This window comes from Flintibacter sp. P01028 (genome assembly GCF_041925235.1).
In the GTDB taxonomy this organism is placed as follows: domain Bacteria; phylum Bacillota; class Clostridia; order Oscillospirales; family Oscillospiraceae; genus Lawsonibacter; species Lawsonibacter aceti.
In genome coordinates, this window is the sequence record NZ_JBHEVC010000001.1 from 698420 (window position 1) to 718271 (window position 19852).

The 19852-nt window shown below is 54.5% G+C and carries 25 protein-coding genes, 1 tRNA gene and 1 pseudogene; 12 read left to right on the forward strand and 15 right to left on the reverse strand.

Features of this window, described 5'->3' with window-relative positions; all coding sequences use genetic code 11:
* Window positions 1–123: 123 nt before the first annotated feature.
* From ACEVJK_RS03425 to ACEVJK_RS03440, 4 genes are read right to left on the reverse strand one after another with little or no spacing between them, the layout of a single operon-like run.
* Window positions 124–891: a hypothetical protein gene (locus ACEVJK_RS03425; RefSeq protein WP_374739954.1), complete on the reverse strand. Its 768-nt coding sequence runs from the start codon at window positions 889–891 to the stop codon at window positions 124–126.
* Window positions 884–2083, reverse strand: coding sequence for a hypothetical protein (locus ACEVJK_RS03430; protein WP_374739955.1), 1200 nt, complete (start codon window positions 2081–2083; stop codon window positions 884–886). The genes ACEVJK_RS03425 and ACEVJK_RS03430 overlap by 8 nt, the downstream gene beginning before the upstream one ends.
* Window positions 2084–2111: 28 nt before the next feature.
* On the reverse strand, window positions 2112–3161 hold the full coding sequence (locus tag ACEVJK_RS03435; RefSeq protein ID WP_186852212.1) for a hypothetical protein: 1050 nt from the start codon (window positions 3159–3161) through the stop codon (window positions 2112–2114).
* A 15-nt stretch (window positions 3162–3176) separates the two neighbouring features.
* Window positions 3177–3797, reverse strand: a complete 621-nt coding sequence (locus ACEVJK_RS03440) for a hypothetical protein (protein ID WP_374739956.1) — start codon at window positions 3795–3797, stop codon at window positions 3177–3179.
* Window positions 3798–4033: 236 nt separating this feature from the next.
* Here ACEVJK_RS03440 and ACEVJK_RS03445 point away from each other — a divergent pair, with 236 nt between their 5' ends.
* The 6 genes from ACEVJK_RS03445 (at window position 4034) to ACEVJK_RS03470 (ending at window position 9646) form a co-directional block, all read left to right on the forward strand.
* Window positions 4034–5911 carry a TM1812 family CRISPR-associated protein gene (locus ACEVJK_RS03445; RefSeq protein ID WP_374739957.1) on the forward strand — a complete coding sequence of 626 codons (1878 nt, stop codon included), beginning with the start codon at window positions 4034–4036 and terminating at the stop codon, window positions 5909–5911.
* Window positions 5912–6078: 167 nt separating this feature from the next.
* A complete protein-coding gene (locus tag ACEVJK_RS03450; protein ID WP_374739958.1) occupies window positions 6079–6930 on the forward strand; it encodes a C39 family peptidase in 852 nt (283 codons plus the stop codon).
* A 169-nt stretch (window positions 6931–7099) separates the two neighbouring features.
* Window positions 7100–7342 (forward strand): hypothetical protein, encoded by a 243-nt coding sequence (locus tag ACEVJK_RS03455; protein ID WP_374739959.1) that lies wholly within the window; start codon window positions 7100–7102, stop codon window positions 7340–7342.
* Window positions 7343–7422: 80 nt separating this feature from the next.
* Entirely contained in the window at window positions 7423–8145 is a 723-nt protein-coding gene (locus ACEVJK_RS03460; RefSeq protein WP_262669460.1) for a hypothetical protein, read from the forward strand.
* A 47-nt stretch (window positions 8146–8192) separates the two neighbouring features.
* Window positions 8193–8969, forward strand: a complete 777-nt coding sequence (locus ACEVJK_RS03465; RefSeq protein WP_374739960.1) for a hypothetical protein — start codon at window positions 8193–8195, stop codon at window positions 8967–8969.
* Window positions 8970–9013: 44 nt separating this feature from the next.
* The gene (locus ACEVJK_RS03470; RefSeq protein ID WP_374739961.1) at window positions 9014–9646 is read left to right on the forward strand and encodes a hypothetical protein; all 633 of its coding nucleotides are present in this window, start codon (window positions 9014–9016) and stop codon (window positions 9644–9646) included.
* A gap of 80 nt (window positions 9647–9726) precedes the next feature.
* On the opposite strand, the gene ACEVJK_RS03475 is transcribed toward ACEVJK_RS03470, so the two are convergent.
* On the reverse strand, window positions 9727–10179 hold the full coding sequence (locus tag ACEVJK_RS03475; RefSeq protein ID WP_374739962.1) for a helix-turn-helix domain-containing protein: 453 nt from the start codon (window positions 10177–10179) through the stop codon (window positions 9727–9729).
* Window positions 10180–10534: 355 nt separating this feature from the next.
* A tRNA-Ser gene (locus ACEVJK_RS03480) sits at window positions 10535–10623 on the reverse strand.
* A gap of 94 nt (window positions 10624–10717) precedes the next feature.
* On the opposite strand from ACEVJK_RS03480, the gene ACEVJK_RS03485 reads away from it, so the two are divergent.
* Window positions 10718–11179: a low molecular weight protein-tyrosine-phosphatase gene (locus ACEVJK_RS03485; protein ID WP_374739963.1), complete on the forward strand. Its 462-nt coding sequence runs from the start codon at window positions 10718–10720 to the stop codon at window positions 11177–11179.
* Window positions 11180–11228: 49 nt separating this feature from the next.
* Here ACEVJK_RS03485 and ACEVJK_RS03490 read toward each other — a convergent pair.
* A pseudogene (locus tag ACEVJK_RS03490) lies at window positions 11229–11402 on the reverse strand (ferritin family protein); the annotation flags it as partial.
* 152 nt (window positions 11403–11554) lie between these two features.
* Between ACEVJK_RS03490 and ACEVJK_RS03495 the strand changes: the two are divergent.
* Both ACEVJK_RS03495 and ACEVJK_RS03500 read left to right on the forward strand, forming a co-directional pair.
* Window positions 11555–12211, forward strand: coding sequence for a hypothetical protein (locus ACEVJK_RS03495; protein WP_374739964.1), 657 nt, complete (start codon window positions 11555–11557; stop codon window positions 12209–12211).
* Window positions 12212–12220: 9 nt separating this feature from the next.
* Complete coding sequence (locus ACEVJK_RS03500) at window positions 12221–12766, forward strand: tyrosine-type recombinase/integrase (RefSeq protein ID WP_374740042.1); 546 nt, start codon at window positions 12221–12223, stop codon at window positions 12764–12766.
* Between the two features lie 45 nt (window positions 12767–12811).
* Here ACEVJK_RS03500 and ACEVJK_RS03505 read toward each other — a convergent pair whose 3' ends face one another.
* Genes ACEVJK_RS03505 through ACEVJK_RS03515 form a run of 3 tightly spaced genes read right to left on the reverse strand, consistent with a single transcriptional unit; the run spans window position 12812 to window position 14654 of the window.
* Window positions 12812–13159, reverse strand: a complete 348-nt coding sequence (locus ACEVJK_RS03505; RefSeq protein ID WP_374739965.1) for a hypothetical protein — start codon at window positions 13157–13159, stop codon at window positions 12812–12814.
* A gap of 4 nt (window positions 13160–13163) precedes the next feature.
* Window positions 13164–13616 (reverse strand): hypothetical protein, encoded by a 453-nt coding sequence (locus ACEVJK_RS03510; protein ID WP_374739966.1) that lies wholly within the window; start codon window positions 13614–13616, stop codon window positions 13164–13166.
* A gap of 9 nt (window positions 13617–13625) precedes the next feature.
* Window positions 13626–14654: a helix-turn-helix transcriptional regulator gene (locus ACEVJK_RS03515; RefSeq protein ID WP_374739967.1), complete on the reverse strand. Its 1029-nt coding sequence runs from the start codon at window positions 14652–14654 to the stop codon at window positions 13626–13628.
* Between the two features lie 238 nt (window positions 14655–14892).
* On the opposite strand from ACEVJK_RS03515, the gene ACEVJK_RS03520 reads away from it, so the two are divergent.
* The gene (locus tag ACEVJK_RS03520) at window positions 14893–15477 is read left to right on the forward strand and encodes a ScaI family restriction endonuclease (RefSeq protein ID WP_374739968.1); all 585 of its coding nucleotides are present in this window, start codon (window positions 14893–14895) and stop codon (window positions 15475–15477) included.
* Here ACEVJK_RS03520 and ACEVJK_RS03525 read toward each other — a convergent pair.
* The 4 genes from ACEVJK_RS03525 to ACEVJK_RS03540 all read right to left on the reverse strand — a co-directional run bounded on the left by ACEVJK_RS03525 (window position 15455) and on the right by ACEVJK_RS03540 (window position 18170).
* Window positions 15455–16321, reverse strand: a complete 867-nt coding sequence (locus ACEVJK_RS03525; protein WP_374739969.1) for a site-specific DNA-methyltransferase — start codon at window positions 16319–16321, stop codon at window positions 15455–15457. The genes ACEVJK_RS03520 and ACEVJK_RS03525 overlap by 23 nt on opposite strands.
* A 63-nt stretch (window positions 16322–16384) precedes the next feature.
* Entirely contained in the window at window positions 16385–16948 is a 564-nt protein-coding gene (locus ACEVJK_RS03530) for a tyrosine-type recombinase/integrase (protein ID WP_374739970.1), read from the reverse strand.
* Window positions 16949–17110: 162 nt separating this feature from the next.
* Window positions 17111–17761 (reverse strand): SprT-like domain-containing protein, encoded by a 651-nt coding sequence (locus tag ACEVJK_RS03535; protein ID WP_374739971.1) that lies wholly within the window; start codon window positions 17759–17761, stop codon window positions 17111–17113.
* A gap of 130 nt (window positions 17762–17891) precedes the next feature.
* The gene (locus ACEVJK_RS03540) at window positions 17892–18170 is read right to left on the reverse strand and encodes a hypothetical protein (protein WP_007493636.1); all 279 of its coding nucleotides are present in this window, start codon (window positions 18168–18170) and stop codon (window positions 17892–17894) included.
* Between the two features lie 211 nt (window positions 18171–18381).
* Between ACEVJK_RS03540 and ACEVJK_RS03545 the strand changes: the two genes are divergently transcribed.
* Window positions 18382–18603 (forward strand): helix-turn-helix domain-containing protein, encoded by a 222-nt coding sequence (locus ACEVJK_RS03545; protein ID WP_374739972.1) that lies wholly within the window; start codon window positions 18382–18384, stop codon window positions 18601–18603.
* Between the two features lie 135 nt (window positions 18604–18738).
* Window positions 18739–18876, forward strand: coding sequence for a hypothetical protein (locus ACEVJK_RS03550; RefSeq protein WP_374739973.1), 138 nt, complete (start codon window positions 18739–18741; stop codon window positions 18874–18876).
* A gap of 521 nt (window positions 18877–19397) precedes the next feature.
* Here the strand turns inward: ACEVJK_RS03550 and ACEVJK_RS03555 are convergent.
* The gene (locus ACEVJK_RS03555) at window positions 19398–19841 is read right to left on the reverse strand and encodes a type IV toxin-antitoxin system AbiEi family antitoxin domain-containing protein (protein WP_374739974.1); all 444 of its coding nucleotides are present in this window, start codon (window positions 19839–19841) and stop codon (window positions 19398–19400) included.
* Window positions 19842–19852 lie beyond the last annotated feature (11 nt).

The window sequence follows — 19852 nt, forward strand, 5'->3', positions numbered from 1 at the left end:
GACCCATATCAAAGAAACCATACCGCCGCCTGCCGAGATCCAATCTCCGTATCGGCTTCCATCCCGGTATCTGTATTGTCCGTTTTTCTTTTTATGGATCAACCCCGTTCACCTCTCCTCTGGCTAAAGTCGGAACAGGTAGGGCGGCCGCCCCACCCAAAAGTCTGTGGGCAGCACGCCCGGCCACCGCAGCCAGCTCCCTGGCTTTAAGGCGGGGCCCCCCTCCGCCAGACAGAGCCGCCAGCTGCCAGCCCCATCCTCTGAGGGCAGTTCCTCCGGTCTGGCGGGTATACCAGCGGACAGCAACAGCCAGCGTTCCCCGGCCGCCGGGGGGACATCCATCTGCCCCTCCACAGTCAGCACAGCGCCGGCCATCTCCAGCTCACGCCCCGGCGCCAACGCCAGCTCCCGGGGCAGGAACACCTCCAGCGTCAGATCCTGGTCCGCCTCCCACACCATCCGGTGGACCAGCCCGCCCCGGTCCAGTCGGGCCTGGGGCCGTGGGATGGGAAGACGCACCTCCCCCAGCTCCGCCGGAGCCAATATCCCGTTCTCACAGCGCCAGCGGCCAGCGGCCAGCCGGTCCAATGCCTCCTGAGAGAACCAGGGTTGAAACAGCATCCGAAGCAGGCCCGGAGCCCGGGCTACATACTGGCTTTTCTTCAGCTTCTTACCCAGCGTATAGCTAGCAGCATCCCCCTGATCCCCGCTCTGGACACCGGATGGCCCCAGAGGACTATAAAATGTCCCTCCAGGCAGCAGATCGCTGAGGGCGTCTCTCTCCTCCAGCCCAAAGGGGGCCAGAGCTTGGGCCACGGCGGAGGCCGGTACCGGAAACAGATCCATGCACTGACCCCGCTCCATCTTCAGGCGGAGCGCCTTGTCAGCCATATGGGACCTCCTCTCTGCCAAACAGAGCCAACAGCTCACGGGCCTGTGCCCGGTCGCTGTCCCGGCCGCTGTGGTCCAAAATATCCTGGAGGAGCAGTTGGGGAACTCCATAGTGATGGGCGCTCCGGCCAAGCTGCCGGAACAGGTATTCATTCTCCTCCAGCAGCCGGCCCAGCTCCTCCGCCTGTACCCAGCTCAAGGTCCTGCCCCCCATCGCCAGCCGGTCTTTTCCCTGGGCCTTGGACAGCTCCAGTTGTCCCTCCGCCCGATCCAAATAGTACAGGGCGGGCAGCCTGGGGTCGAAGGAGGGCAGACAGCCGCAGGACAGGCCGAAGCGAGGGCGGTAGGCCTCCAGCGCCGCCTCTCCCTCGATCTGCCGCTCCAGCTCCCGCCGCAGGGCGGCGGCCACGGACAGCGCCCGCTCCGGTGGGCACAGGAGCAGCAGGTCATCCCCTCCGGCAAAGAGGGGATATAGCTCCTCCAGGTGGGTGACAGCCCCCAGGATGGCCCGGTCCAGAGCCTGTCCCGCCGCCTCCCTCTGGTCCACGGTGCCGAAGGCGGAGAAGAACAGGCCCAGGTTGTCCAAGTCCAGCTTCAGCAGGCCAGGCCGTGCCCAGGGAGGCGGTAGGAGCTCTCCTTCCCCTTTTAGCAGGGCGGCAGGCTCCAGCCAGGGCATCCGGTCCCTCGCCCGATCCAGCCCGAACAGGGCCCGGCTCTGGAACTTATCCCGCTCCATGGCCCGGTGGACCTGGGCCATCCCGTCCGGCCAGGGCCCGCCCATCAGGCGTCTGCCCCCAGGCCGGACCAGTACAACAGGGACCGTGCCCGCCTCCAGCTCCAGCCGGCCGCCGGAGGCCAGAAACAGCCCCCGCTTCAGCCGGACCAGCTCCCTCTCCAGCTTTTCCAGGGGTGTTCCGGGGGCCGTGAGGAGCCAGCCCTTGCCGCTGCTCATCATCAGCGGGTGGGGACGGTATCCCCCCATGGCCCGGACCAGGTAGGCCCCCACCGCCTCCGTCGCCAGGGACACATAGCGGGAGGCCCGCCGCACCCTGGCCGGGGTCCACTCCCCGTTTATCCTGCCAAAAAGATAGCCCTGGATGCCGGACAGGGCAAACCCGGTAAGCAGCGCCCGGCTTTTTTCCGGGTAATCTGCCGGAAATTCCTCAAAAAATAAGCCGTACCGCTCCCCCATGGGTGACCTCCTCTCCGCTAGAAGCCTTTTATCGGATGGCCATAGCCATTGTTTTCCTGTAATTCTGCCGGTGGAGGTCGATGCTGCGGGTGGTGACCTCCTTCCCCCAGGCCAGAGCCACATATGCCTGATATACGTCTGTGGGCAGGGGCAGAGGGGGCTCCGCTCCGCTGTCCCGCTTTGGGACCAGAAGCCGGTATGCCTTCAGGGCCGTCCGGCCCAGCTCCGTCAGTGTGCGGCACACACAAGTCATGCAGTGGTCCAGAAAATCCAAGTCCATACTGCGAAACAGCTCCCTGGGGTGGCGCACCTGGCGGAGCCAGCCCTCTCTGGCCATCTGGGTCACATTATCAGTAAAAAACAGCTGGTAATAGGCAATGACCACGTCTTTCCTGACCGACCGGCCCCGCTCCTGCTGGAGCAGGAACACCTTGGCCGCCAGCTCACAGGCCATGGAGGCGAACACACTGTCCTCCTCCACCCGCTCCAGGGTCTTCAGCCCTTCCGGGTCCTGGACCATGTCGCCCAGCGTGGCCTCCTCCTCCCCCATCGGTACATCCAGCGAGAGGGCGCTGATGCCGCGGTAGACCGCCCGGCGCACCTCGTCCCTGCGGTCCGGGTCCGCCTCCCGGATGCGTTGGCGCTCCCCATGGGTCAATTCAGGCACACCGTCCCGCTCCCTGCGGATGAAGTCAGACTGCTTCCATTTCATCCCCTTGGCGATATATACCAGCCAGGGGGCCCGCTCCGGGTCAAAGCGAGGAACACCCTCCCCCTCCTGTCCTGGCCGACCAGTCAGGCCGTTCATGATCAGCTCGGTGAGCAGCTCCATCTTTAGGTCCTGTTCCTCATAATCCCGCCCGCTGTTGGCGATTCGGCGCTCCTGGTCCAGAGCTCGGCCCCCCAAGGTCCGTTCCATAGCCTCCACCGTGCCCAGCCAGATCTGGGTGGACAGAGCGGTCAGCCGCTCGCTGTTCCGGTCCTGGCCTCTGTTCACCAGCTCTACATACTGGGCGGCCAGCTGGTTGACCCGCTGCTCCTGTCGGGTGAACGCCGGTCCTGTTGTCCTCTCTTCCATCCCGCTTCCCTCCCCTCACAGGTTCAGGATGCGGTCCAGTACCGCCTTGGGGTCGGATACCCGCTGCTCCGCCAGGCGGCGCACGATGTCGTCCAGCGTGATAAGGGCGGTGATGTCATAGAGCTTTGCCGCCGGGGGCTGGACGCTGTGGTCCATCTGGCCGTATACCGCACAGGTGATGGTCACATCCCTGTGGACCCGGTAGGCATACTGCATGGCCATCACCTCCACCAGCGGGGTGGGCTTGCTTCCGAAGGTAAGACAGGCATATAGATCGTCCCCGTCCTCCGTCCGGTCGATCAGCTTTTGAAAGGTGGCGATATGGCTGTCCAGGCTCTCGTCAAAGGGGACCTCCACTGCCTCCACCCCCTTGGGACAGGAGAGTCCCCTGTCTTTGCAGAGGGCCTCCAATTCCTCTTTGAGCAGCTCCAGATTGCAGCGGCAGTTGTCATAGTCGGCCGACAGGGCAATAACACGGATCTCCTCTCCCTCCTGGCCATAGCCCCAGATCAGCGGGATCACCGGGAACCGGGTGGCCCCAGGATAGTCCAGCGCCCGGTTCCCCTGGGCCTGGTAGCGTACGTTGCTCAGGTCCCCGGCCTTCTGCCTGGGGATGACACAAATAAACTTCTTCATGGGAACGCGGTCCTTTCTGTTTGATCTTTCCTCCTGGCTCCAATTACGGAGCCATAACGGGCCATTTTTACATATTGTAGCACACATCCTCTCCGTTTGACAGACCTATCCGGCCCTTCTTCTCCCCTATCCGGACATTTTTTTACCAGAGAAGCGGGATTCCCTTGTTCCAAAGATGTTGGGATGCTATAATAATTATGATTATTTTCCGGCGGAAGCTAAAAGGGAGTGTCCCCATGTCCACACGGATCATCAGCTTTTTCAGCGATCTGCGTCCTGGCCTGACCGAACGTTTATACCGCTATCCCGGCCAGCAGGGCCGGCCGCCCCTGTCTGGAGCTCACACGAACGAGGCTCCGCTCTACTATTTGCTGACCACCTTTGCCCCGGTGGATGAGATCCTGTACCTGCGCACCCGCCAGGTAAGGGAGGACAAAGTGGACTGCGGCCGCGAGGGATCCCTCACCGCTGAGGAGTACCTCCAGAAGCGGGTGGCCCGCTTCTGCCAAGACCGGGGGCTGCCCCAGCCCCAAATGACCCCTCTGGACTACGATCCGGCCAATCCGGACATGGAGCAGGCCCTCCGGGCCCTGCTGACCGGCATCCAGCCCAGGGACCGAATCTATCTGGATGTGACAGGCGGCCCCCGGAACGTCAGCTTTCTTATGCTGCTCCTCACCCGTGCTCTATCCTATAAAAACTGCTCGGTGGAGCAGGTGGTATACAGCAGCATCGTCAACGGCCAGAACGCGGTGGTGGAGCTGGCCAATGTGCCCCAGCTCTTTGACATCATCAACGGCCTCCATGAGTTCACCTCCTTTGGCAGCGCCGACACTCTGGTACGGGTGCTGGCCCAGGACCCCGCACCTCAGGTACAGGACCTGATCCGTGACCTCCAGGCCTTTACCGAGGCCATCCGCCTGTGTCGGGCGGACCTGGACCTTCTGGAGCAGATGCTTGCCGACCTGAACCGCGACCTGGACCGGTGTGGAGCACTCCAGGACAGCCACCCCCTGTTATCCGCTCTCCTCCCTGTCTTTCGGCAGGAGCTGGGCTTTGGCGACCGGAAGCTTACCATCACCGGCCTGGTCCGCTGGTGCGCCCAAAACCGGATGATTCAGCAGGCTATGACCATCTATAATGAGCATCTGGCCCACGCCATGATCCAGGGGGAGACCCCCTATCTTCTGGTATCCCCTGATGCCAGGGAGCTGCTGTCCCGTGAACCCTTCTACGCCAAATCCCAGAGAGAGGTCACCGACTCCGACTGCTTCCAGAGCTTCTCCTACCATCTGGTGGCCGAGCTGGAGCGTTGGGCCGCTTCCACTGGAAACGTTCCCTTCCCCAAGCTCGCCGGAGCAGAGCGGCGGCAGATCCTCCAGCAGGCCCTGTCCCAACCGGGGGTCCGAGCAGCTCTGATGGTAGAGGCCGCTGCCGACCCGTTAGAGGGGACGGCCATTCCCCCTGCCCTGCCCAGCCTACCCGTGGAGAGTCAGGCTCTGGTCCACCTTCTCCGGGCCCTGTTCCAGTCCCCTGGACAGCGGCGGACCCGAGAGGGCAGCTTGTCTTATCTGGCCCAGCAGGACCAGTTGGATCTGGCTCTGCCAGTGCTTCAAAAGGACTGGCAGAGCCAGATGGCCGATGTACTGGAGCGGCTGGCCGATCCCGGACACAATGGCGACCGTCTGCGCCGGATTCTCCTCACCCCGCTGTCCGCCGCCCCTTACCGCCAGGTGGTGTTGGACCTGCTGGACCGCCGGAAGCTCCGGCTTCGTCCCGGTGCGTCGGTGGCGGTCTTTGTCCGCCTGGCCCTGGACAACCAGTATGTCAACCTGATGCGCAACCAGATCAACCACGCCTTGGGCGACTCCAGCAACCGGGGCAAAATGCACGCCCTAAACCGGCTGGGCTACCATGCCAACCTGGGCCGTCTCACCACCCAGGAGCTGTCCTCCTTCTTCCTGGAGTCTGTGGGCCGGCTGGAGCACTTGGGCCGCGAGGTCAAGGCCGCCAGCGGCGCTCCACTCCCCCAGCCGCCGGAGTCCCCATCCCCTCAGGTCACAGAGGACCTCCTGCGCCAGCTCCAGAAAAAGACCAATGCTAGGATGCTCTGAACTTATTTCAAAGGAAAATGCCCCGGCTGTTCAAAAAGAACAGCCGGGGCATTTCTCTATCTTCACTTCTCTGCCTGATCCTTCTCCGGATAGGGTAACTGTACGGTCCAGCGCCTGCCGGATATCCCCAGCGGCCCCAGGCCGCTGTTAGAAAGGAAGGATCCACGATGAAAAACTCCCGTTTCCCGGCCCTCCTCCTGGCCATCAGTCTGATCACGACCTCACTCCCCGCCGCCTTCGCCGCGGGTGAGTCGGCGGGCCAGAGTACCGCTTCTTCGGTCGTCCCACTCCTCTCCCATGCGGGGGTGGACGGCGCGTCCTCCTTCCTCTACCTGCTGGGCACCCTTTTGGGGCCCAACCCTCTGCTGGCCCTGATGCAGCAGCCCTCCGAGTCGGAGGAAGCCCAGCCGGTGGAACCCGCGGCCCCCGCCCTGCCCGACCGTTGGGTGATCGACACCCCTTACATCAGCCAGGTGACCCCGGTGTACGCCCCGGTAGGCTGCGAGCCCACCTCCCTGCTCATGGGGCTAAAGGCCAAGGGCTATGCCCAGGAGGTAGACCTGCGCTCCTTCCTGGACGCCATGCCCAAGCATGAGTACGACCCCGCCCAGGGCTTTGCCGGCTCCCCTTATCAGCCCGACCAGAGCAAACGCACCACCATCTACCCCGCCAAGCTGGCGGAGTACGGGCGCAAGTACGGAGACGTGGCGGATTTCTCTGGACGGTCTGTGGAGGAGCTCCAGAGAGAGCTGCTGTCAGGCAACCCTGTCGTGGTTTATGTCACTCTCTGGTGGGCGGAGCCATACTACCGCACTTACCGCATGGGGGACCATGAGGAGACCTTGCTGCGAAACAACCACGCAGTCCTTCTGTGCGGCTATGACAGCCAGACCGACCAGTACAATGTAGCCGACCCCTATAACGTGAAGTGTCAGGGGCAGGACTACTTTTACTGGCAGGACGCCTCTGTGCTGGAGCCTCTGTACCTGGTCCGGCAGCACGCCGTGGTAGTGCGGTAACTTTTTTCCCAGCTCGCTTCTCTCCCTCATTTCCGTCCGGACAGTACCCTGGGCACCGGAAGCGGTGGGAAAAATAATTTTTCTGTTTCCCTTCTCTCCCGCTCCCGGAGCCGGACAGTACCTTGTAAGTCACAGCGGCCCGGCATCCGTCGAAAGAAAGGAGGTCGCTATGGACCATTCTCCTCTGTCCCATTCCATCGCCGCCATGGTTCGGCGCGAGAGTGTTCAGGCCCATCGGGAGCTGGACCGCCGGCAGGAGCAGCTCCAGCAGCTACTGGACTATAACCAGACCCACGACCTGGACCCCAGGCTGACGGAGGGCTTTTACCGCTGCCTGCGGACCGCCCTCCAGGCTATGGACCTGGCCCAGCGGGACGTTCTTTCCCTCTCCTTTCTGGACCCCCTCCCCTAGTCAATGCCGGCCCCTGGAGGAGCCGCCGCCTGACTTCTCCCATTCCGTCCCAATATGATACATTTAAGGAGGTTATAGATATGAAAGAAATTTTTTGGATCTCTCATTCTCCCATCCACCAGGAGGAGTACCAGGACCTCTGCCAGCGGTCCGGAGCGCCCCTTCTCATCCGGCCTATGGAGCCGGAATCGCTGGAGGAGCAGCTCCAGCTGCGGGGTAGCCGGGTGGAATCTCTGGTAGTCAATCTTCCTCTGCCCAAGGCCGCCCAGGTTTTCCGCACCGCCGCCGGCCGCTTTCCGGTCCTGTTCCGGGCCTCCCAGAGAATCGCCACCGGGCGCAAGGTCCCCGGCTACTGCAGCGGGCTGCCGGAAGACGAGTACGAAAAGCGGTTTGTGGGCTGGCGCAGGTTGCTCCGCTGCGACGTGGAGGAGCTTCCCGCCGCCCAGCTCTCCCTTCCCCCCGCGTCTGGCCGTGTCTTTCTCTGGCTGTCCCGCCACCAGCTCTCTCAGCCGGCCCTGGACGCTCTCCAGGCCGACTGCGGGCCAGTGACGGTCCTCCAGTACCCCCTCCCCATCCGGGATGTAGCTGACCTGCTCCCTCTGCTGCCTATGGCCGACCTTGTAGGGGCTGTGCTGCCCCCTCAGATGCTGTCCCAGCTGAAGCTGCTGCTTGGGGACACCCCCCTCCTCCGCTCCGATTTCTCCCCCCAGGACGGCTTCCATCGCTGGCAGACACTCCTCTCCTGCTCTGTGGAGTATGAGCTTTTACCTCAGTTGGTCCCTGAACAGCTCCACACCGCTTGATTCTATCCCTCTATCCTCATTTTTTGTATACAGAAAGGAGTTTTATGATGAGAAACTACACCCAGGAGCAGAAGCTCCAGCTCCAAACTCTGATCAGTCAGGAGGCAATGCTGCCCGCCAAGCTGTTCAAGTACCTACGCTCCGAGGAGCATCTCCCTTCTCTGTTGGCCCTGGTGGATGTGCCCGGCTTTTCGGAGCCCCTGATGTGCTCCGTCCCCGCCAATCAGGTGGACCGGTTGAATAAGCCCGTGTCCATCCGGGACCTGCAGCCGGGCTTCCGGGTGGTCCTCGGCGGGCTTGAGGAAGACGGCAGCCTGACGGCCTCCCGCCGGCGGGCCCAGGAGCTGATCTATGACCGCCTCTTCCTTCATCCCGACCGCCGCCAAGTCTACCAGGGCCGGGTAATGGGCATCTCCCCGCAGGGCTTCTTTCTGATGGTGGAGGATCAGCCCGCCATCCTCCTCCGGGAGTTTTACCGCCCCACAGAGGGGCAGGAGGTCTCCGTGGGCGACCTGCTCCCTGTCTGTTTCGCCAACTCCTCTCCCCATCAGCGGCTCTGGTTCCGCTCCCCTCAGGATGAGAACTACCTCAACTATCCCTTCCTGGAGGAGCTGGAGCCCGGCCTGATCTTCCCGGCACGTGTCGTGGGCACTCGGAACGCCTCTATTTTCTTCCAGATCTTTCCCGGCTTCAATGCCATCTCCCCCCGCCCGGATGGCTGGCAGGCGGCAGCGGGTGACCAGATCCTATTCCAGATCAGCGGCGTATCCCGGGATCAGGCCAATCTTAAGGCCTGGGGCAGACCCCTGTGCCCCGTAGCCTGAATCTCACACCCGGTGATGATTTGATTTGAATGGAGGTTTTTTAGATGGATACACTTTACACGCTGAAGGACCGGAATCAGCGCTACTATGCGGCCCAGGTCCCTGGCGGCCGGACCGACTGCCCAGACCGGGCCGACACGCTCACTCTGGATAAAGTCAGGGAAGTAATGAAGCGCCCTGCCATGGCCGGCAGCTGCTGGCAGATGGAACCCGCCGCCAGGACCAAGTCCACCCCCGCCCCTCTGCGGCCCTTTGACTGTTTCCCCACACCCAGGCCAGAGGTACAGGCGGGCTCCGCCCCAGCTCCTGTTCCTGCTCCGCCCTCAGATGGAGCCCCCTCTCCCTCTGAACTTCCGTCCCGTTCCGCCGCCCCCCTTTCCCCCGCACTGGGGCGGCTGGCCTCCTCCCTACGCGCCTTTTTGACCCAGCAAAAGGGGCAGCTGGAGGCACGCCGGGACCAGCTCCGTGGTCGTAAGGATTCTCTGCTCCAACAGGCAGCAGCGAACCAGCTGACGGGGCAGGCGCTTACCCAGTTCTACCAGCAGCTCCAAAACACCCTGCTGGAGTCCGCTCAAGCGGAGCAGGACCTAGCCCTGGCAGTGGAGCTTCTGTCTGCCCCAGACGATAGCCAACTGCTCCAGTCCCTCCAGCGGGCGCAGAAGGGAGGGGCAGCGTGAGCTTCGCCAACGGAAGAGAAAAGGGCGTTTCCTCCAGTATCAGGAGGAAACGCCCTTGCTCCGCCGAAATCAGAGCGCCTTCAGTTCTGTCTGTCCAGCTCCCGACGGACAGTCCGAGACAAGAGCTCCTGCCCTTCGGGAGAGCGGAGCACTTCTAGTACCATCGTCCGCACCAGCTCCTGAAAGGGAGCACTTCGCAGGAAGGAATCGAACACAGTTCCCTCTCCTCCCACAGACTGGGCGGAACTCCGAGGCTCCCGCCTGGGAGGGGGAGATTGGACCGGGTCCTCCTGGTACGCGCCTTCTAGCCAGCTTTCTTGACGGGTACAGTCGTCGCTCTCTCCCCGGAGGTAAAATATGGACACGCCAAAGTAGGCGGCCAGCTTCTCCTGCTGCTCCTGGTTGGGTGTTTGGCGGCCCGTTTCAAACTTCTCAATGGCGTTCTTAGGAAGGCCCAGAGCTGCGGAAAGGCCAGGCCGGCTCATTCCCCGCTGGGTCCTCAACTCCTCGATTCGCTGTGCCAATGTGATCATGGTCATTTCCCTCCTGGTTTTGTTGTCTTCCAGAGCCTATTATACCTCCTTTTTTCCTCATTGGAAAGAGGTATGCGAAGGCCGTCCACGTACTCATGTGGACGGCCCTCTCTTGTTGTCGTCGCTGCCCCTATCTTCTGTTCCTATTGACACCATAGTCCTTCCTGGTAAAATAGGAACTGCTCATACCAGTGTCAAACGGTATTTCCCGCCAGAATAATAGCTGGGTGGTAAGGTGAACTATGAGCCCCCCTGACTTTTGAAACCGTTGGCATAGGAGAGCGGACAAATGACGTCTCTTTTGCCACAGGCATAAAAAGACGTCGGAGCAAACGATATAACGTTTGCTCCGACGTGGCGGAGACGGTGGGATTCGAACCCACGTGCGGTTGCCCGCAAACTGATTTCGAGTCAGCCCCGTTATGACCACTTCGATACGTCTCCATTTGGATTCACATTTAAGTCTATGTGATAGGATATCAAACTATTGGGGAGAAATCAAGCACTTTCTTGTTCTCTCTCCAGGAAAGGACAAACCATGTATCGTATCCTGTTCGTATGCCACGGCAACATCTGCCGCAGCCCCATGGCGGAATTTATTATGAGGGATCTGGTCACACATGCTGGTCTTGGTGGGAAGTTTCATATTGCCTCTGCCGCCACCAGCAGGGAAGAGCTGGGAAATCCAGTCTATCCTCCTGCCCGGCGCAAGCTGGCGGAACATGGCATCAGCTGTGCCGGCAAGACAGCCCGGCAGCTGACACAGGAAGATTATAGCCAATATAATCTTCTCATTGGCATGGACCGCACCAATCTCCGCAATATGTCCTATATCTTAGGCGGCGACCCAGAGGAAAAACTCCACCTGCTGCTGGAGTTTGCGGGTCGTTCTGGAGAGGGCATCGCGGACCCCTGGTATACAGGCGACTTTGAGAGCACCTTCCGGGACGTTTTAGCCGGCTGTAAGGGGTTATTAGCTCACTTTACCGGTACGAAATAAAACAGAGAGTGGAGCACAACACTCCACCCTCTGTCACTCTTTGTCTTAATTAGCCGAAGTAGCGCTTCAGCAGGCCCTCAAAAGCCTTGCCGTGACGGGCCTCGTCGCGGGCCATCTCATGCACGGTGTCGCGGATGGCATCCAGGCCCAGCTCCTTGGCCTTCTTGGCCAGCTCGGTCTTGCCGGCGGTCGCGCCGTTCTCGGCGTCCACGCGCATGCGCAGGTAGCCAAACGGCTGTGCCGTTCGGCGCCGGGGCAATACAAACGACGAAAATATAGCCTTTTGTAAATCTCTTCCTTTATCCACAAGTGGACATTTTCACACTCTGGAATTCAGATTTTTGCCACAAAAAAATCCACAAGGAGGATTTACAAGTGGCAAAGCAGAATGACGCAGGTGTTTACAAATTAAAGAATGGGAATTGGGCTTATCGCTATGTTCTCATGGTGAACGGCATCCGCAAAGAAGTACGAAAGGCAAAAGATGAATTCGGAGCGTCTTTCAAAACAAAGCGTGAGGCAATCAAGGCGCGGCAAGCAGCCATTGACAGCGCCCAGAACTCCCGCAAGCCAAAGCCCACGGTACGGAAAACGGTTCAAGAGGTCTATCAAGAATACTGTATCAATGGGCGGAATGATAGAGCATATACCACCAAACGCAAGCAGGACAGCCTTTGGAAAAACCACCTTTGCGCCCGGTTCGGGGCGCGGTACATTGATGAAATCAGCGCGGCGGAAGTAGTGGACTACTTGACGGAACTGTATTGCAGCCGGGGCCTCTCTTATCGCTATGTGGAGGGCTTTTTGAAGATGTTCTATCTGCTGTTCGGGCAAGCCTACTCCCGCGATTACCTTGCTGTGGACAGCTATAATAAGCTCTGTGTCAACAAAGACACGAAAATCCACATGCCAAAACTGAAAACGGATGATGATTTGGATATTGTGTCATTCAACCGGGAAGATCTTGCCGTACTGGATGATTATTTCCACGACACCAATGCGGAAACGGCGTATTTGTTGGGACGGTATTGAGGTCTGCGTATCAATGAGTGTTATGGTCTGAAATGGTCGAATGTCGATCTGGAAAACGGTACGATATTGATTGACCGGCAAATGCAATACCAAGAAAGCCGTATCAAGCTGGTGTCCCTCAAAACCCGCAACGCAAAGCGGACAATCCAGATGTGCGACAAATTGAAAGTGTACTTTCAAGAACTGGCACGGCGGCGGGAGCATGACCAGCTTCACCTTGCCGATCTGCGGGAACAGAACCAACGGATTATAGAGGACTTGGATGGAATGAAAATCCCCTCCACTGAGCTTGTGAACTGCCTGCCAGACGGAAAAATCCAGACGGTAAATTCTATGAAGTACCCTACACGGGAGATTAAAAGCAAATACGGGATAATGTTCAAGTATCACTATTTACGGCACACCTACGGAACCATGATGGCGGAAATGAATACCCCCACGCACCTTCTCTGTAACCAAATGGGCCATGGCAATATCCAGGTCACACAGCGGTATTATATTGCCATTTCCAGAACAGGGGTAGATATATTAAAAGATAACTTAAATCACTTATAACTAAGAACTTTCAAGCAAAGAGCAGTCAGAAGCAACAACTTTTAACTACTCTTTGATATTTTCATGGTCAATATCTTCATCTAAATCAATATATTCAAGAACTTTTTGTCCAAAAAATGTAATGTGGAATCTATCAATATTATTGGATGAGGTGTTCCCTAATGTTGTTATGAAATCATATTGAAGAACACCAAGGGATTGGAGTTTTATAATGGATCGTGCAATAAATGAAGGTGCAATAGTAAAGATTTCTTCGCCTTCTTTCGTTTTCGCAATACATTGTCGGTTGAGCAACTGCCCCATATCTTTGATATCGCTTCCAAAGAGAAAAGCAGAAAAATCACTCCAGTGGATTGTGTTTCCATCTTGGTATAGTTTATTACGATCTGTCATGCGATCACCCCTCATTTTGAGAACTATTTGCCTCTTGCTGCTGTTTAAACCGTTTTATATTTTTTAAAAGTGAAATATCATCTGCATTTAGTTGCTTGATAATCTCACAAGCATACTCAGCCATTGTTGGCTGATCGGACATTATAATTTCAATTAACGCCCGATTGAAAGAATCTACTGTTTCTGGAAGGGCAGACAGGCAAAGAAATTTTAGATTATTCCTAACCACATAGTATTTATGTTCGTCTTTTTCAAGTTGATAAAGTCGTTCTGTAAAATCACTCATTAAGATATCTAAGCTTCGAACTGTTCGCTCTAATTTGGATAGTCTTTTTTCAATATAGCGTTGATCTAAGCAGCCAATTACTTCAGCTATGACGCCTCCTACAATGGGGATTTCGGACATAGCTCCTACAACAACAGCTTTGGCAATATCCTTTTTTACGTTTTCTTCCATACTCCACCTCTATAAATTTGTATACATGTCGCTGATACCATGCAAAAAGTGTTGCATCTTCTCTACTATATCTGATGGATTGATAATTTTAGCTCGATTTCCAAATCCACACACCCACGCAAAAAATTGGTCGCTGACTTCCACATCGGCGGTTACTACATAATGCTTTTCATCATCCTGCCTGTAAAATACATCGGGGCTTGTGCCGAAGCGTTCAATCGCCGTATCAAGCAGCGGATTGATAAAGCGAATACTGACGCGCTTTTCCTTTCCGCCGAACATGGAGAACACGCGGCGGGTATAACTTTCCATATCCAAATCGGCAAACGTTCTTGCACCCTCTCGCGGTTCATCAATGGCCTTTACTTCCTTCATGCGGTCAACACGGTATGTCCGCATGGCCTGGGACTTATCATCAAATGCCAGCAGATAATAATTGCCCTCATTTATCAGCAGTTTATAGGGGCTGACTTTATAGGTGGCCCCTTTGCGGCGCTCCACCTGTTCGCTCTTGTTTTGAAGTGTATATTTCAAATATTTGAAGGTGATTTTTTGCGGTGTGTGTGGCTTTCCGTCCTGCTTGGTAGCCATAGCCGCATGGATAATGCCAACAGTCAGCAAAATGTTGTTGCGCGTTGTTTTCACGCGGTCACAAAGGAACACTTCTCTTTGCAGCTCTTCCGCCTGGTAGATACTGCAAAACTCGCTGATGGTCTGCACAAGCTCCTTGGCCTTGGATGCGGATATAAACTTGGCCGCATGGACGCACTCGGCCAGCAGTCGCAAATCTTCAAATTCAAACTGACGGGACAGCAGCCGATATTTGCCGCCTTGTCCCCCGGCTATGTCCATACCGTACACATCACGCAGGGCGGCAATGTCGCGGTAGATGGCGCGGCGCTCGGCCTCAATGCCGCACTCTTCCCGCAGATAGTCCACAATATCCCCGGCGGTGATTGGGTGGTTCTCGTCTGAATTCTCCAAAAAGTATTTTGCCACAAAGAGCGTTTTCACTTTCTGATTTTCCGACTTTGCCATGTGCGCCGCCTCGCTTTCCCAGTCTTATATCCAGTGTACCATAAAACCGGGAAAAAGGCCGTAACAAGTATTATATCGTTTTCTGTCTCATATGTAACCTCCCTTCTTTCCTGGCCATGCTCAATTCATGAAATTTCGCGAAAAGACAGATAAATCAGAATGTGAGAGTTCGTTATTCTTGAATATAAGTTCATATTTTGGTAAAATGTAATTCAGCTATTATGGAAGGAGACTCTTTATGATAGTATCACCATATGAAGGATTGCCTGTCGGCGCTTGGGAAGAAAAAACCAAAGAGTTAATCAGGCTACATCCCATTACTACAAGTGCTCTGGTAGATGCAGTGATTAACTCTTGGAATAAAATTTATGGCTCTATAATTGGCGAAAACATAGTAATTGGAAAAACATATTTCCCTACACCACAAATTTTAGGGGATTTTATTCATGAACTTGTGCCATTTGAGTTAAGAGAAAACTATCCTGATTTTAGAAAGGGCATTGGCACCGCGGAAAAAGACATTCACTGTGATAGCAATGACTTCTTTTCTATTGAAATTAAGACATCTTCACAAAAGGGAATTTACGGGAATAGAAGCTATGCACAAAAAGGCAGTCGCTCTAGTAAAAGTAAATCTGGATATTATTTAGCTGTAAATTTTCCCCCCGTACATAAAATTGAAGAATGGCAACCGATATCCCTCATTCGATTTGGCTGGCTAGATGCTTCTGATTGGCATGGGCAAGCTGCGGCAACAGGGCAGCAAGCAAATTTAAGCAGAGATGTTTTGCAGAAAAAGCTCATAACATTGTATTCCAATTAGTAAAAGACATCTGATCTTCATTAAGATAATCTCCAATTCGCTGAGCGGCCAATTCGCAATATTCCTCTGAAATTTCGAATCCAATTACTTTTCGGTTATGTTTTAATGCAGCAATACAGGTTGAACCAGAGCCTAGAAATGGGTCAAGGACTATTTCATTTTCATTGCTCATCCCTAAAATGAATTTTTCAATTACTGCAATAGGAAATTGGGCTGGGTGCTTTGCTCGTTCCTTAGAGCTTCTATTTTCTCCAGAAGTAACTTTAGGAAAACACCATACATCTCCAGGATTTTTCCCTAGGGGATTACAACGTAATTTTCCGCGCTTTTTCTGATTGGGATATTTTACATTTGGATCTCGTATTGGATCAAGATTAAATGTATAATGTTTTTTATCTTTAACATACCATATAAATTTTTCATTGCGGGGAGATAAATACTTTTTACTGGCAACACCAGCCTCATAATGCCACACAATCTCTTGTTGCATAAAAAAAGGTGATTTATCCCACAAAAGATAGGAAATCGGAACAGCTCTCCCTTTTTGGGGAACCTCAAGATATCCTAAATTCAAAAGAAATGCGCCATCTTTTGCAGTAACGTGGTATAGACTATGCATCCATTTTGTACACCAGTTGATATATTCGTCAACTGGAAGGATAGATTCATAAGACTTCCCGATGTTATATGGAGGACTAGTTATTGTGAGATTGATTGATTCTTGGGGAATCTTAGACAAGAGGGTAAGCGAATCTGTATTATAAATCAAACAATTATCAGACTCGTAATATGGCGTTCCTAAGGTACGTTTAATATCTAAAAACATTTTTACTCCTTCAAACATATGTTGTTCCTCCGTATTATACCCTATTGTGCATACGCTGACAATATTTCTTTAGGAATCCGCCTATAGCAATCTAGTATGATTTGCAATAGCAGCCTCTATTCGCTGTGGCTCAATGCCGATATAGCGCTGTGTTACGGCGGCGGAGCTGTGTTGTAGTAACCTCTGCACCAGGGCAATATCATAGCCGTTCACCTTGTATATCTCGGTGGCGTACCACTTGCGGAAGCTGTGTGTACTGATACCCTCAAAGCCCAGGTAATCGCACACGACATGAAGCTGTTTTTGTATAGCCCGCTCGGTGATGGGAAAAATCAGATCTTCACGGCGGATATTGTGGCGCAAGCAATAATTCTCTATGTATTGCTGGATAACAAGCGGGACAGTGAACACGCGGCGCTTGCCTGTTTTCTGCTCGGTGATTTCAAGGCGGTATCTGTCCCCGTCCCGGACAATATCGCTGGGCCGCAGCTTCAATATATCGCTGATACGCAAGCCTAAATTCCCTTCCAGCACAAGGGCGGTGGCTATGCGCTCATTAGGGCGGCAGCAGCAACAGCCCTCTTTCATGGTCTGGATAATCTCTTTATATTGCTCGGTGGTGAGCGCCTTTGTTTTCTTGTTCATAGTGGCCTCCATCGTCAAAAGTTCGTTTTTTCGGGCGGGAAAGTTCGGATATTTCGAGCGGCAACGGGAAAGCCCCGGAATCTCTTATTTTTGGTGTTCGTATAATCCCGATTATACGAACTTTGGGGACTGGGCGGGGATTTCTCCCCGCCCACTGTCTTATTATCCGGCAAGTACCATCGGTACAGCACAATCCAAACATGCTATGTGTACTTCTTTGGTGGCTCGAACAGAATTCCCACAGCAAGGACAAATATACTTTCGCGTGCTGCTCGTCCGTGGCGGTGTGGCGGTGCCCTCCGTCCCGCTGTGCGTCCCTGTCCCGGTGACACGGAACCCGGCGAATTCGTTGCGGCTTATCAGAATGTCGGTCAAGCCGTTTTCCAATATGAAGTCCAGCAGTTCGTCAGAGGGGCTTGTGTGGCTCCATCCGTATTTGTCGCTATGGGTGACTATCAGGCCGTGAGCCTCGGCAGCGGCCTTGAAGCGGCGGTTGTGGTAGGTATTGCCCCGGCTGCAATCCTGTATGCCGTTCTCGTAGTTGTAATAATGCACCATTTCGTGAAGCAGGGTCGCGGCCACTTCCTCGATGGGGCGGGCCAGTGTCCCAGCTCCTATATTGATTTCGTGGGTGCCGCCCAGCTTGGAAACCCAGGTATCTTCCCGCAGGGAGAAATGACCGTAGGCGCGGGGCGTAGATTGTATGGTGATGGTCGGTCTTGAAAGTGCATTTTCAAAAAATTCAGCGTTCAGCAGATCAAAAACCTTGTTCAGATACCCGGCTACCCGGTTATAGCTTGTCAATTCTTTCATGTCTTTTTCTCTCCTGTTCTTGATTTTGGGGAGAGGGCAAGCTATAATGGTCTTGCCCTCTCCGGTTCGGTTAGGGTGGAAGCTCTTTGTCCGCTTGCTTTGGTCGGCGTGTCGGACAAGGGGCTTTTCTTTAGGCGCTGATGGAAAAGCGGCGGCTGGCGCTCTGCTTGGTGTACTCCTTATACAGCTCGCCGTGGGCCTTTTTGAAGGCCGTGGTATCGAACCGATTAGAGAGAACCGAAGTCCAGCGGACGATATACTTTCCAGCGGTCATTTCCTCGGTGTCGCGCTCCATCATTTCGGCCTTGATACTATCCCGGATGGCCTCGGCCTCCGCTTTGGCTTCCTCGATAACGGCTTCCCACTCGTTCAGGGCCTCGATTTTGGCAACCAGTTCATTCTTGCTCATGGTCCATTCTCCTTTGTTTTGATTTGGGGTGTTCCCCTTAACTGATTATAGTTTACACCTTTTTTGAGTGTAATTCAATTCGCAAAACGCACAAGTTTTACACTCGAATTATGTGTAGTTTTAACACTTGAAAAAGGTGCAATTTTGTGTTAGAATAAGGATAATGGAAGATAGGCACAATTTTTGGAGCACCCCGGAGGGAGGGACAAACATGCCAATCAAATACAAGGTCGATGTAATCGCCGCGCTGAAAGAAGCCGGGTACAACACTACCAGAATACGGAAAGAGAAAATCATGGGTGAGGCCATGCTACAAAAAATCCGCAGCGGTCAAATGGTGTCGTGGGCCACGCTTGAAACCATTTGCGAACTTCTCAACTGTCAGCCCGGCGATTTATTGGAATACGTCAAAGAGGCCCCAGGGGATAGGTAAATTATGAGAAGCGTAAAAGACCACTAATGTGGATAACGATAGTACGAAAATCCAGCGCAGCGCAGGAAACAGGAGAGCGCGTCGTGACATTCGCCACGACGCGGCAGCTTCAAGCGATACTCGGGAGGTGATATCATGTTCGGGGATACGGATTTGCCCCTTGCCCTTATCATGGAAGAAATACTCGGCTGGGAGAAGAAGCCCGGCGAAAAAGATGAAGAAGAGAAGGAAAATACACAACTTTCATCAACTTCTAATTCTAAAAACTCTTGAACACAAAAAGAGAAGTCGGAGAGAAGATTTTACATCTTCCTCCGACTTCTTGACTTAATGGCACATCTTTATCCGATCAGCTGTTACTTATTAAGTTTGAAATAATACCCTGTCATTTTATCAGCTATCTTCTGTAATTCCTTCTCTGCCGTCTGCTCTACGCCTTTTTCAATCTGTTCCGTACTGTCTGCAATAATACTTCTTTCTAAACAGTCTAACAAATCGCGCCGTCTTTGCAGGAATTGAAGAAATCGTTGCGGGCGTAAGAAGTCTTTACTTTGCTTGTGCAGCTTATAGGTAAGACTGTCTTTGTCAGCAAAAGTTTCCAGCCAGCTCCCCCGGATTTCCTCTTTCTCAAACTCTCTGAAAATCTTTAGTATCTACTCTTGATACATGGTATTACTCCTTTCGATGAATTTTGAATGTGTACTTTCAAGTGCGGAAGCGGAAACCCGGCGTACCCCGTGGGGATTATATCTTTCTCTTTTAACCCCTCGGGGCGTGCCGGGTTTCCGCTGGAATTACACGGAAAGCACCAAATAATGACCACGCTTTATCCTTTTTAAGACACCGCTATCAATCAGCCTTTTTCTCGCTTTATCATCGGTGTACCCCATTCCTACAAGCTGTTCCGTTGTTAGAGTATCTCCCACCTTTGCTTCTCCACACGCAGCGGAAAAACGCTCCTGTATTCTTTTCTTGCCCTTCTCCTTGTTCCTAGCGGCGTTGGTTTCCTGGTTGTATTTTGCCATCTCGCCGGGGGCCTTCAAATCCCGGTTGTCCACAAATTCAACATCGGTATTGTAGTCAATCACAAATTTGTAATCGGCGGCAGGTGTTGCCCCGGAAAGAGGGAATGGAGCGGAACCTCCCACAAAATATTCATTTATCCACTCCGTTATTACTCTGTAATTCTCTTGTGTAAGGGTGAGGTAGCTACCGTAATAGTCAAACTGATAATACATAGCGGGTCGAA